The sequence below is a fragment of the Nonlabens arenilitoris genome, assembly GCF_002954765.1.
Classification (GTDB): Bacteria; Bacteroidota; Bacteroidia; order Flavobacteriales; family Flavobacteriaceae; genus Nonlabens; species Nonlabens arenilitoris.
In genome coordinates this window covers 2105689-2118549 of record NZ_MTPW01000001.1, presented here as the reverse complement: position 1 = coordinate 2118549, position 12861 = coordinate 2105689, and the positions used below count along the sequence as shown (strand labels likewise).

The 12861-nt window shown below is 35.8% G+C and carries 12 protein-coding genes and 1 other RNA gene; 6 read left to right on the top strand and 7 right to left on the bottom strand.

All coding sequences use genetic code 11. The features are described 5' to 3' along the window. Window positions 1–35 precede the first annotated feature (35 nt). Window positions 36–380: a TM2 domain-containing protein gene (locus BST92_RS09265; protein ID WP_105071195.1), complete on the top strand. Its 345-nt coding sequence runs from the start codon at window positions 36–38 to the stop codon at window positions 378–380. A gap of 51 nt (window positions 381–431) precedes the next feature. Here the strand turns inward: BST92_RS09265 and aroQ are convergent, their stop codons facing one another. Both aroQ and BST92_RS09255 read right to left on the bottom strand, forming a co-directional pair. Further along, window positions 432–851 carry a type II 3-dehydroquinate dehydratase gene (aroQ, locus tag BST92_RS09260; RefSeq protein WP_105071194.1) on the bottom strand — a complete coding sequence of 140 codons (420 nt, stop codon included), beginning with the start codon at window positions 849–851 and terminating at the stop codon, window positions 432–434. Between the two features lie 93 nt (window positions 852–944). Further along, entirely contained in the window at window positions 945–1583 is a 639-nt protein-coding gene (locus BST92_RS09255; RefSeq protein ID WP_170061729.1) for a porin family protein, read from the bottom strand. 175 nt (window positions 1584–1758) lie between these two features. Between BST92_RS09255 and xerD the strand changes: the two genes are divergently transcribed. Together xerD and BST92_RS09245 are read left to right on the top strand one after the other, a co-directional pair. Then, window positions 1759–2655: a site-specific tyrosine recombinase XerD gene (gene xerD / locus BST92_RS09250; protein ID WP_105071192.1), complete on the top strand. Its 897-nt coding sequence runs from the start codon at window positions 1759–1761 to the stop codon at window positions 2653–2655. Window positions 2656–2742: 87 nt separating this feature from the next. Beyond that, on the top strand, window positions 2743–3690 hold the full coding sequence (locus tag BST92_RS09245; protein ID WP_105071191.1) for an aldo/keto reductase: 948 nt from the start codon (window positions 2743–2745) through the stop codon (window positions 3688–3690). A 308-nt stretch (window positions 3691–3998) separates the two neighbouring features. On the opposite strand, the gene rny is transcribed toward BST92_RS09245, so the two are convergent. From rny to BST92_RS09225, 4 genes are all read right to left on the bottom strand, one after another. Beyond that, on the bottom strand, window positions 3999–5582 hold the full coding sequence (rny, locus tag BST92_RS09240; RefSeq protein ID WP_425437381.1) for a ribonuclease Y: 1584 nt from the start codon (window positions 5580–5582) through the stop codon (window positions 3999–4001). Window positions 5583–5626: 44 nt separating this feature from the next. Then, window positions 5627–5737: non-coding RNA, 6S RNA (ssrS, locus tag BST92_RS09235), on the bottom strand. A gap of 53 nt (window positions 5738–5790) precedes the next feature. After that, window positions 5791–6081, bottom strand: coding sequence for a cell division protein ZapA (locus tag BST92_RS09230; RefSeq protein WP_105071190.1), 291 nt, complete (start codon window positions 6079–6081; stop codon window positions 5791–5793). After that, on the bottom strand, window positions 6081–6371 hold the full coding sequence (locus tag BST92_RS09225; protein ID WP_105071189.1) for a hypothetical protein: 291 nt from the start codon (window positions 6369–6371) through the stop codon (window positions 6081–6083). The genes BST92_RS09230 and BST92_RS09225 overlap by 1 nt, the downstream gene beginning before the upstream one ends. 131 nt (window positions 6372–6502) lie before the next feature. Here BST92_RS09225 and BST92_RS09220 point away from each other — a divergent pair, with 131 nt between their 5' ends. Both BST92_RS09220 and BST92_RS09215 read left to right on the top strand, forming a co-directional pair. Continuing rightward, on the top strand, window positions 6503–8212 hold the full coding sequence (locus BST92_RS09220) for a M23 family metallopeptidase (protein WP_105071188.1): 1710 nt from the start codon (window positions 6503–6505) through the stop codon (window positions 8210–8212). A gap of 57 nt (window positions 8213–8269) precedes the next feature. Continuing rightward, window positions 8270–10708, top strand: coding sequence for a TonB-dependent receptor (locus BST92_RS09215; protein WP_170061779.1), 2439 nt, complete (start codon window positions 8270–8272; stop codon window positions 10706–10708). Window positions 10709–10745: 37 nt separating this feature from the next. On the opposite strand, the gene BST92_RS09210 is transcribed toward BST92_RS09215, so the two are convergent. Then, a complete protein-coding gene (locus BST92_RS09210) occupies window positions 10746–11897 on the bottom strand; it encodes a cysteine desulfurase family protein (protein WP_105071186.1) in 1152 nt (383 codons plus the stop codon). Here BST92_RS09210 and BST92_RS09205 point away from each other — a divergent pair. After that, window positions 11896–12861, top strand: a complete 966-nt coding sequence (locus tag BST92_RS09205) for a hypothetical protein (RefSeq protein WP_105071185.1) — start codon at window positions 11896–11898, stop codon at window positions 12859–12861. The genes BST92_RS09210 and BST92_RS09205 overlap by 2 nt on opposite strands.

The window sequence follows — 12861 nt, the reverse complement described above, 5'->3', positions numbered from 1 at the left end:
ATATTTGGTAAATATAACTAACTAAATTTTCTAATATGAAAACTAAACTGACTCTTGCTCTTATGAGCATTTTCATGCTGGTAAGCACATTAAGTTTTGCTTCTTTCCCAGTAGAACGCAACGTTGTTACTACAGTTAACACGTCAACAACTGTTGAGGAATCTACTACAACTGTTACTCTTTCTTCTCCAGCTGCTGCGGCACTAGATGAAGAGATGTGGATTGCAGCTGCTTTATGGTTCTTTTTAGGAGGATTTGCTGCTCACAGATGGTACTTAGGTAGCCCATGGTACTGGAATGTACTTTTCATTATCACTTTAGGTGGTATAGGTATATGGTGGCTAGTTGATGGTATTCAAATACTTTCTGACAACTGGTAGAGATCAGTTCTAGACATTATTAAAAAGGCCACTATTACTAGTGGCCTTTTTTTATAACTTAAAACTTTTAATGGCTAGTTCATAGCCTTTGAGTCCAAAACCACTAATGATCCCAGCGGCATTTTTTGAAATATAGGAAACATGTCTAAACTCTTCTCGATCCATCACATTTGAGATATGTACCTCAATCACAGGAACACTTATACCAGCAACAGCATCGCCTATTGCAACTGATGTATGCGTGTAACCACCAGCGTTAAAAATCACACCATCTACTCCATTTTCTTGAGCAGCATGTAATTCATTAATTAGTTCTCCTTCAACATTTGACTGGTAATATGAAAGCTCAATTTCTTTAAAAGCAAATTGCAACTCTCTAAAGTATTCTTCAAAACTTTTAGAACCATAAGTTTCTGGTTCTCTCTTCCCTAATAGATTTAAATTAGGTCCATTAATGATATGTATTTTCATGGTTTAAAGATATTGGTAATTACGCTTTCGCGAAAGCGTGAAACAAAAAAAGCAGCCATAAGGCTGCTTTTTAAATTGTCGTTTATAATCTCCTTAGAATTTGTACCCTAATGATATCTGTAAATTTGAATTAGTAATATCATCACCAAAGGTATCATTATCCTTATACACATTACTTAATCCAATCATATAACGTGCGCTGACGTTAAATCCTTCTAGAGACGTACCTTCTTTAAATTTATAGGCTAATCCACCACCTACACTTAGATCGATAGTTTCTGCATTAAGTTCTTCATTGACGATTTCTCCATTAATTTCATCTTTATCGTTGACTAAAAAACCTATTTGTGGTCCTGCATCAATAGAAAATCCAGAATCAGCTATGTAGAATTTAGCCAATACTGGTACGTTGATGTAATCTAATTTTATAACACGCTCAAAATTTTGACCAGCTATTGTAGTTTCTGACTGTAATCCTTGAGTAGAATATACTACCTCACCTTGTAATCCAAAGGTGTCATTGAACATATACTCTCCAGTAAGACCTACATGAAAACCTGTTCTTCCATCTGCGTCTTCAACATCATCTCCTGTTAGTTTTGCAAAGTTAACACCACCTTTAACCCCAAAATCAATTTCTTGCGCTGATGATACTCCAAAAGCAAATACTCCTAAAATTAAACTTAATGCAATTTTTTCATAATATTTTGATTTTTTATTAGTTTGATGCAAATATAATTGCGTCCTAAACCGGTATGTATTAAAAAAAATATAAGGAGTCTTAAAGGATGTTAATTGAAAAATGCCAATTATTAACTGTCAACCTTTTAAGCCGATGTATTAATTTTTAATTAACACAACCTCATTATCCTAATTTATAAATGGTAATACTTCTACCTTTACAATTATGAAATGGGAACACAGCATTAAGGACTTTTTGACATACTCTAGATTGGAACGCAGTCTAGCAGATAATACCATAAAAGCTTATAGACGCGATCTAGAAAAACTTATTACATGGTTGACAGAACATGAGATATCTCAATCACCTATTCACATTACCACAGATACCATAAGAGATTATATTTATGAACTCGCAAAAAATGTATCTGCTCGATCACAAGCGAGAGCTTTAAGCAGTTTAAAAGCTTTTTTTAATTATCTAATTCTTGAAGATTATAGAAAAGACAACCCACTAGAATTAATAGAATCGCCTAAAATAGGTCGCAAACTACCTGACACTTTAAGTACCAGCGAGATCGACTCACTAATAAATTCCATAGATCGATCTACACCACAAGGCGAGCGCAATCGTGCTATACTAGAAACATTGTACGGTTGTGGACTACGCGTGAGTGAACTCATTACACTGAAGATAAGTGACCTATTTTTTGAAGAAGGCTTTATAAAGGTAACTGGTAAAGGAGATAAACAACGATTTATACCTATAGGAGAATTTACTATAAACGTTATCAATCTTTATAGAGATGAGATACGTTGCCACATACCTATTAAACCACAACATACAGACACTCTTTTCCTTAATAGACGTGGTGCAGGACTGACTAGAGCAATGATTTTTCACATTATAAAAGAGCTTAAAATTAAGGCCGGTATTACAAAAAAAATTAGTCCACACACTTTCAGACACTCATTTGCCACGCACCTCTTAGAAAACGGCGCTGACCTCAGATCTATTCAAATGATGCTAGGACATGAAAGCATCACCACCACAGAAATATATATGCATGTCGACCGCGCGCACTTGACTAAAATCATGGAAAAACATCATCCTAGAGCTTAGTTATATTCTATTAAAGTTATGTCAAAGTAGTTGAATTACTTTTATCTCGCTTACGCGAAAGCTAACTTTATAAAAAAACTAAGACTTATGAAATCTTTAAAATTTAAAAATGGCGATGAGCTATTCCCTATAGGTTTAGGAACATGGAAATCAAAACCAGGCGAGGTTAAAAATGCTGTAATTAGCGCTTTAGAATCTGGTTATAAACACATAGACTGCGCTGCTATTTATGGCAACGAAAAAGAAATAGGTGAAGCATTCAATGAAGTATTCTCTAAAGGAGAGATTAAAAGAGAAGATGTATGGATAACATCAAAATTGTGGAACAATGCACATCTACCACAAGATGTAGAGCCAGCAATGAAACAAACCCTTAATGACCTACAACTAGACTATCTAGATTTATATTTAATACACTGGCCAGTTGCATTTAAACCAGACGTACAATCACCAGAAGGTCCTGAAGATTATTTAACACCACAAGAAGCACCTATTTCTGAGACATGGAAAGCGATGAGTCAACTTAAAGAAAAAGGTCTAGCAAAACATATAGGAGTTTCTAACTTTAGTAAGCAAAAATTAGAAGAACTGATTGCAAATACTGGTGAAATACCAGAAATGAATCAAGTGGAACTGCATCCATTACTACAACAAAACGATCTATTTGAATACTGTAGCAAACAAGGTATTCACTTAACGGGCTATTCACCATTAGGTAGTGGAGATAGATCTGATGGTATGAAGCAAGAAAATGAACCTAATATGTTTGAAAAAACAGCCGTTCAAAAGATTGCAAGTAAACATAACGTATCGCCAGCGCAAGTGCTAATTAACTGGTCTGCACAACGTGGAACTGCAGTAATACCTAAATCAACTAATCCAGGTAGAATTAAAGAGAACCTAGAGGCTGCAAGACTTCAATTAGATAAGGACGATTTAAAAGACCTAGCACAACTGGACGAACATTATAGGTATGTAACCGGTAAGTTTTTTGAAGTTGAAGAGAAAGGTTACAAAAACATATATGACGAATAAACAAATGTTTAAACTAATGTAAATAAACTTGTTACAAAAAAAATACCCTATAAAGGGTATTTTTTTGAGCTAGTTTTTCTTAACTTTATACCGTAGTAATTAAGCAAAACTTTTTAAGTACGCATTAATTAAAAAGCTGTGAGAGATTTATTTTAAATCAAATCACTAATTATTATGCAAATGAGCACCTGTAAAAAGGTGATCAATAAGAAAACTCTAGACGTGTAGGGGCGACTAGAGTTTTACTTTATAATAAAAGAGCGCTGCATGATGCAGCGCTCTTTTTAGTTTAAGAAAACATAACCAGTCTACTTAGCTATATTAACAGCTCTAGTTTCCCTTATCACAGTAACTTTAACCTGACCAGGATAGGTCATATCCGTCTGTATTTTTTGTGAGATTTCAAAAGATAATTGCGCCGCTTTATCATCGCTTACTTTTTCACTTTCTACAATGACACGTAATTCACGACCTGCTTGTATAGCATATGCTTTTTCTACTCCATTAAATCCAAATGCAATTTCTTCAAGATCTTTTAGTCGTTGTATATATGAATCTAGCACCTGGCGTCTAGCTCCTGGACGCGCACCGCTTATAGCATCACATACCTGTACGATAGGAGAAAGTAATGATGTCATCTCAATTTCATCATGGTGAGCACCTATTGCATTACAAACTTCAGGCTTTTCACCATGCTTTTCAGCTAGGTTCATACCTAAGATTGCGTGAGGAGTTTCATCTTCAGTTTCTGGCACCTTACCTATATCATGCAACAGTCCGGCACGTTTTGCAAGTTTAGGATTCAGTCCTAATTCTGCTGCCATGGTACCACATAGTTTTGCTACTTCTCTACTGTGCTGTAATAAATTCTGACCATAAGAAGAACGATACTTCATTCTACCTACCATCTTAATTAATTCTGGATGCAGACCATGTATCCCTAGATCGATTACTGTGCGCTTTCCAACCTCAGCAATTTCTTGGTCAATTTGTTTTCTAGTCTTTGCAACTACTTCTTCAATTCTTGCTGGGTGAATACGTCCATCAGTCACTAACTTATGTAGTGATAAACGCGCCACCTCTCTACGTACAGAATCAAAACAAGAAAGAATAATTGCGTCTGGAGTGTCATCCACTATAATCTCAACACCGGTGGCTGCTTCAATGGCTCTAATATTACGACCTTCACGTCCTATGATACGCCCTTTGACATCATCTGATTCAAGATTAAAAACAGACACACAATTTTCTACAGCTTCTTCAGTCCCAATACGTTGAATAGTATTGATAATTACTTTGCGAGCCTCTTGCGTTGCCGTTAGTTTTGCTTCTTCGATAGTACTTTGTACAATACTCATCGCTTCTGTCTTTGCCTTATCTTTTAAAGATTCAACTAATTGTTTTTTAGCATCTTCTCCAGACATCCCACTGATCACTTCAAGCTGTTTCACTTGTGACTCGTGCATCTTTTCAACTTCGGCTTGCTTTTTTAATATGGAATCTCTTTTTGAGTCTAGCTCTTCAATCTTACTAGACAATTTTTGTTCTAATTGCTTAGTTTTAGCAAGTTCACTAGACACTTTAGATTCTTTATCTCTAGTACGCTTTTCAGCATCACTCATCTTTTTTTCGCGGTTCATGATTTCTTTTTCATGTTGCGATTTAAGTTCAATAAACTTTTCTTTTGCTTTGAAGGTTTTTTCGTTTTTAATTTTTTCGCCTTCTACTTGGGCTTCTTTAATTAAAGACTTTGCCTCCTTTTGTGCATCGGCTATAAGTTGAGAGGCTTTGCCTTTTTCAACGATAGATTTTGCTATGAAGTAGCCTATTGCTAGACCTACTATTAATGCTACGATAGCATATATGATTGGTGTCATTACTGATGTTTCCATTGGTTATTATATATAAAAAAACCTGCACAAGTTGTGTTTTGAATGAACTCCTTAAATAAAGTTTAAGGTTAACTGGTTGATCAAGGATCCGGCCCATATGTCCGGCTTGCTTTTACAACCACGACTCACCTTTTTTAAAGAATTATGTGTTGAGTTCACCAAAAAATGTAACAAGTGCAGGTAGTAACTGTTTATGTTTAAAGAACGACTAAGATAATTGTTGTGATAATAGCTGGTTCAAGACTTCTAACTGTTCTTGTGCCTGGGCTACATCTTCACTACTATCTATATTTATTTGTTCAGCTTTTGCAGCAAATTGAAGAGCACACATTGCTAGAACGTCTTGCTTATCCCTTACTGCATAACTGCTTTCAAGCTGTTTAATCATCGCCTCAATATTTTTTGCTGCTTTACGCAAACCTTCTTCACGAGAAGGATCTATGGTCAGTGGATAAACACGATCTGCAATTGAAATCTTTATTTTTAGTTTATCTGCCACTATGAAGCTATTTGATCTATACACTGATCGAGTTCACGAATCAGTGCGTTTATTTTGAGCTTGGTTTTTGTTTTATAATCGTCACTACCCAGCATAGCATTTGCGGTTTTTAGGGCCACAATTCTCTCTTCACTTACTTTTAACGCCTCAACGAGCTCTTTATTATCGTTTTCTAGCAACGACATCGCTGTCATTTGCTGTTCATTTTGCGTCTTCAATCGCGCATTTTCTTCAATTAAAGCCTTGATTTTAAGCTCTATGGTTGCTATTTGGGAAGAAAGTGTAGGCACTTGAGCAAATTTTATACTGTTCTTACAAAATTAGGATTACCGCGAGACTTATCAAACATTATTGGAACAAAGTTTGAAAGACCAGTAAGAAATCTCTTTGCAAGTTGGCGTAAGCCTATTATATTTAGCCTATGTTACATAAAAAAATATTTTTCTTCTTCTCTTTGCTTGTCGCATCTCATTTTGGCGCAAGCCAAATCCAAAAAAACATTCCCGAAGGTTATTTTAAAAATCCATTGGATATTGAATTAAAATTGTCTGGAACTTTTGGAGAACTGCGTTCTAACCACTTTCATAGTGGTTTAGATATTAAAACTAACCAGCGCACTGGTTTAAAAGTTTATGCTACCGCATCTGGTTATGTAAGTCGTATCAAAATTGAACGCTATGGATACGGTAAGGCGATCTACATTACACATCCCAATGGATACACTAGTGTTTATGCACACTTAGACAGGTTATCACCTCGTATTGAAGAGTATCTTAAAAAAAGACAATATGAAAATGAAACTTATGAAATCCAACTTTTCCCTAGTGATCTAGAATTAAGAGTCGATCAAGGCGAGGTCATCGCATATAGCGGTAATAGTGGTGGTAGCGGTGGACCACACTTACATTTTGAAATTAGAGATAGTGCCGCTAGACCCATTAACCCTATGATGATGGGAATTCAAGTTCCAGACACAAAAAAACCTCTAGTTAAACAGGTTATGGCTTATCCACTAGATGAAAATGCTACTATTAACGGAAAAAATGAGCCTGCCCTTTTAAGACTTATTCCTTTAAAAAACGGAGGTTTTAAAACTGAAAAACTAAACGCTTATGGTACTATAGGCATAGGTGTAAATACCAGCGATCGTCAAAATGGCGGAAATAATCAAAACGGAGTATATCAAATCAATACTAGTTTCAACGGCACTCCTAATTTTGAAATATGTTTTGACACATACGCTTTTAGCGAGACTAGATACTTGAACCAAATGATTGATTATGGATTCTTTAAAGAAAACAAAAGCCGTATCTCAAAGTTATTCATACCATCTGGCAGTCCATTAAGTCTTTATGGCAACTCTATTAACGATGGAAAACTATCGCTTTATGATCCTGGATCAAACAGTAATTATCAAATTGAAATCAAGGACTATCAAGGCAACACTAGTAGAATAGTTGTAGACATTTTCAACGATGAACCACCTACCGACTTACTTGCACCTGACAATGATGGTCTTGAATACGTGAGTCATTCTGCAAGTTTTAATCGCAAAATGGGAAACTTTAACCTCACAATTCCTAAAGGAGCTTTATATGAGGATCAACTACTAGAAATTAAAGAAAACTTAGACACCATCACTGTACATAGAGATGTGGTGCCTCTACATAAAAACTTTATCTTAGAATACGACATAAGCTCAAAAGTTGGAGATAATCTAGACCAGTACTATATTGCTCGTATCACCTCATGGGGCGCAGCATATCACGTTAACACAAAACGCAATGGCAACAAACTGATTGCTTACAGTAAAATAATGGGTACTTATGCTATTACTAAGGATGATAAAAAACCTAGCATTAAACCTATTAATTTCAAAAATAAACAATGGATTAGTAAGAATAAAGAATTAAGATTATCTATTGCAGATAAAGAAAGTGGCATAGACGGATATCGCGCCACAGTCAATGGCAAATTCATCCTCATGGAGTATGACTATAAAACCGGCATCATCAAACACGATTTTTCAGATAATGTCGTTACTGATAGTGAAAACCACCTTAAAGTAATCGTAACTGACAATGCAGGAAATAGCACTACATTTGAAGCTACGTTTTTCCGCAAGATTTAAAAAAGACATTTGAAGACCTATCTTTTCCTCACTGCATTTCTTTTAAGCCTTATTACAATGGCTCAACAAGCCACTATACAAGGTGTAATTTTAGATGAATTTAATGAACCTGTAAAAGATGTAAATGTATCTATTCAAGGTACTACAATTGGTACAGCATCTAATGAAAATGGATTCTATCAATTAAAAGTGCCTGCAAATCAAAAAGTAATCATCACATTTACTGCAATAAGTTATAAAGGTGGACAAAAGGAATTAACCCTTAAAAATCGTCAGGTTTATGAATTAAATCCTGTGATGGTTTCTAGTGTAGAGATCATAGACACAGTAGTTTTAAACACTACTACACGCGAGGATTTAGAAGGAATTACAACTATAAGCGCAACGGTGATACGTAAAATCCCTGGAGCACAACCTGGTGTAGAGAACATATTAAAATCATTACCTGGTGTAAGCGGCAGCAATGAATTAAGCACACAATATCGTGCTCGTGGTGGAAACTTTGATGAAAACCTGGTTTACATAAATGAGATTGAAGTATATAGACCATTCTTAATACGTAGTGGTCAGCAAGAAGGATTGAGTTTTGTAAATTCTGACATGGTGCGTAGTGTAGATTTTAGTGCTGGTGGTTTTCAATCTAAATATGGTGATAAACTGAGTTCTGTATTGGACATTGATTACCGTCGTCCTACAGCCTTTGGTGCAGGAATAGACGCTAGTTTACTAGGTGTTAACGCGTTTGTTGAAGGAGACGCTTTTGCGAAAGCGTTTACAGGAATACTAGGTGTGCGTTACAGAGACAATAGCTTATTAGTAAACTCTAGAGAAACCGAAGCTAATGCTATACCAAGATTCTTTGACGCACAGACCTACTTGACATATAAAATCAATTCAAAGTTAGAACTGGGCTTTCTAGGTAACATTGCGATTAACAGTTATGAATTTGAACCGAAACTTAGAGAAGCCAATTTTGGGACATTACAAGATGTCCAAGGAATTATAATCAATTATGAAGGTCGTGAAGATGACCAGTATGAAACCTATTTTGGAGCCCTTAAAGCTAGTTATGATGCTACCGAAAATTTAAGCCTAAGGTTTATTACTAGTGTTTATCATACTCAAGAACAAGAGCATTATGATATTTTAGCTAACTATGGTCTTGGAAGACCAAACACGGATATAGGAAGTAGTGATTTAGGGCAAATAGATTTTGTTACATCTGTAGGTTCTGAGCTAGAACATGGTCGTAATGACCTAGATGCTCTTATTATGACCGCAGAGCATCGTGGAACTCTGGAAATACCAAGTGAGAAAAAGGAAAACGATCGCCTCGATTGGGGAATTAAATTCTCTAAAGAAGATATAAGAGATCGTGTACGAGAATATAACGTGATCGACAGTGCAGGTTTTAATATAAGACCACCATTTGCTGACCTAGCAAACGATCAACCTTATGAACCTTTTACTGGACCACTCGTTCCTTTTGAATCTACTAGTGCAGATAATGATGTACAAGTGACACGTTATCAATTATTTGGTCAATATAGCAGTCGTGGTTATATCAAAGACACAGAGGTTTTTTGGAACGCTGGGATACGTTCCCATACCTGGAATGTAAGTGGTGACGGCATTGAAAGCACAACGCAAACTGTAGTCTCGCCACGTGGTCAACTCGCTATAAAACCAGCCTGGAATAATACTGATATGCTCTTCCGCATTTCTGGTGGACTATATTACCAACCACCATTTTATAGAGAGTTACGTGACCAGCAAGGTGTGGTAAATCCTGCTGTAAAAGCACAAAAATCCATTCATGCTGTAATAGGAAACGACTGGAGTTTTAACTGGATATCTAGCGATGGTAAAAAACGACCATTTAAATTAACAACTGAAGTTTATTACAAAGATTTGACAGATGTAAATACCTATACACTAGAAAACGTACGCATCAGGTACAGAGCAAATAATGATGCCGTTGCTTATGCTTATGGTGTAGACTTGCGTATTAATGGTGAATTTGTACCAGGTACTGAGAGCTGGTTCAGTGCTGGATATTTAAAGACTGAAGAGAATTTAAATGGCAGAGGCTATATCGCAAGACCAACAGATCAACGATTAAAATTTGCGGCCTTATTTCAAGACTATGTTCCTAACATGCCACATTTAAAAATGTATTTAAACTTAGTATATAATACAGGCCTACCTGGCGGATCACCTAATTATGCAGACCCATATGATTTTCAGTTCCGTTTACAAGATTATCGTAGAGCAGATATAGGTATCAATTTAGTATTGAAAGACGATAAAAAGTCTAGTAAATTATTCAGCAATTTTACTGAAGTAACCATAGGTGCAGAGATCTACAACATCTTTGATGAAAGCAACTCAATTACTAACATTTGGGTACGTGATGTTTCTAGTCAGCAGCAATTTGCTATACCTAATGAGTTAACGCCACGAGTATTTAATGTAAGATTAGTAGCTAGACTATAAAAGTTCAGCTTTGAAATGACGCTTTCGCGAAAGCGTTTTAAATAGACTTTAGATACTCTACTAAAACATCCACCACGTAATCCAACTCTTCTTTAGTATTAAAGATAGAGAAACTAAATCGCAGACTAGGTTTATTTAAGTCTTCATCTGCTAGCACATTAGTTAATACGTGAGATCCTTTTTGAGAACCACTCTGGCAGGCACTACCTTTAGAACAAGCAATACCTTTTAAATCCATTGTAAAAAGTAACATCGCTGCCTTATCTGCAGGACAAGGAAGACAGACATTCAATAAAGTAAACGTACTATTTTTATGATCTCCACAATTACCATTAAATTTTACTCCAGGAATTTTTTCTAACAGCTGAGCTTTAAAATAATCTTTTAGACCTTTAACATACTCGCGTTCTTTTTCTAGGTTTTCATAAGCCATAGATAAAGACTTATCCATACCTACAATATTATGCACACTTTCTGTACCAGCACGGTAACCACGTTCTTGTGCACCACCTAAAATTAATGGTTTTAAACCAGTACCTTTTCTTATAAAAGCAAACCCAACACCTTTAGGACCATGGAATTTATGCGCGCTTACCGCGGTAAAATCAACAGGTAGTGTGGAGAAATCCATTTCATAATGACCTATGGATTGCACACAATCACTATGAAATAGTGAATTGTATTTTTTACACATATTCCCTACTCGATCGATATCTAATTTGTTACCTATCTCATTATTAATATGCATCAAGCTCACAAGAGTTTTTTGAGACTCATCTTTAAGTAACTCTTGTAGGTGATCATAACTAGGCGTTCCACAATCTTGTAAATCTAGATATTCAACATGAGTTCCATATTTCTCTTTACAGTAGTCTACAATATAAAGAACAGCATGGTGCTCAATTTTTGTGGTAATTATGCGTTGTACTCCTAGATCACGAACACAACTGTGAATAGCTAGATTATCTGCTTCAGTACCACCAGATGTGAAAATGATTTCTGCTGCGGTGACACCTAGTTGAGATGCGATGTTTTTACGAGCATTTTCTATTAATGATTTTGCACTGCGGCCATAACTATGTGTGCTGCTAGGATTACCATAAACGTCTTGCATTACTCGAGTCATCTCATCAATAACCTCAGTTCTCATTTGTGTGGTAGCGGCACTATCTAAATATACTTGTCTCATGCCGGCAAAAGTAAAAGAAATGACCTTAAAAATTAACTTTAAAGCTCGAATAGTAATCCTTATTTTTGAAGATATGAAAAAACTGCTTTACCTAATAATTCCTATAGCTTTAATAGGCTGTGATGATGGAGACCTAATTCTAGATGATTTAGACTTTGAAGGCGCCACCGTTCAAGCATGTGAAATTCTAGAAGATGAGGACACGTCAGATTATCTTTTCTATATGATTAATGATACTGAAACGATATCATTACAATTGTCTACAACAGACGATATTTTGAGTTCTGAGGCAACACATGGTCCATATTCTTTAACTACTAATGATTTAGAATACCGTAAACTTAGTGACGCAGCAGGTAGTGATTATTATTGTAATGATATTCCTCCGTCTAGCCCAACAACTTTACAAACCTTCATAGGTGAAGATGGCGACGTCTATATTGTAACCAGTATTGAAGAAGAAGACAATGACGGAATCAGTGCTGTTGACGAAGGAATTGCGACCTTGCAAGATACAGATATGGATGGTCTACCAGATTACATTGATGAAGATGACGATGGTGATAATGTATTAACTATTAATGAAGGGATTAACCTTACCGATCTTTCCTTGAGTCAGGATACAGATGGTGATGGAATACCAGATTATCTAGATAATGATGACGATGGTGATGGCATCCCTACCATACAAGAAGACCTTAATCGTGATTTAAGCCCTGCAAATGACCGCCTATTAGTAGGAACAGATTTACAACCTTACTATCTTATCAATTCTACAGAAATGGCTAGTCCAGCCATCGACACATTTAGACCACATGAGTACTCAAGTACGGCAAGTTTAGATATTAGTATAGAAAATTTAACAGCAACTAGCGACAGTAGAGAAATCATTATCGCTTTTTACGAGTTTGGAACATTTGTAAGAACAGTGACAAAGACGATCACACCTAATTTTGTCCCTTAG

Coding starts and splice junctions, on each gene's coding strand:
- BST92_RS09265 (WP_105071195.1), top strand. CDS start 36: ATGAAAACTAAACTGACTCTTGCTCTTATGAGCATTTTCATGCTGGTA.
- aroQ (WP_105071194.1), bottom strand. CDS start 851: ATGAAAATACATATCATTAATGGACCTAATTTAAATCTATTAGGGAAG.
- xerD (WP_105071192.1), top strand. CDS start 1,759: ATGAAATGGGAACACAGCATTAAGGACTTTTTGACATACTCTAGATTG.
- BST92_RS09245 (WP_105071191.1), top strand. CDS start 2,743: ATGAAATCTTTAAAATTTAAAAATGGCGATGAGCTATTCCCTATAGGT.
- rny (WP_425437381.1), bottom strand. CDS start 5,582: ATGGAAACATCAGTAATGACACCAATCATATATGCTATCGTAGCATTA.
- BST92_RS09220 (WP_105071188.1), top strand. CDS start 6,503: ATGTTACATAAAAAAATATTTTTCTTCTTCTCTTTGCTTGTCGCATCT.
- BST92_RS09215 (WP_170061779.1), top strand. CDS start 8,270: ATGGCTCAACAAGCCACTATACAAGGTGTAATTTTAGATGAATTTAAT.
- BST92_RS09205 (WP_105071185.1), top strand. CDS start 11,896: ATGCCGGCAAAAGTAAAAGAAATGACCTTAAAAATTAACTTTAAAGCT.
- BST92_RS09210 (WP_105071186.1), bottom strand. CDS start 11,897: ATGAGACAAGTATATTTAGATAGTGCCGCTACCACACAAATGAGAACT.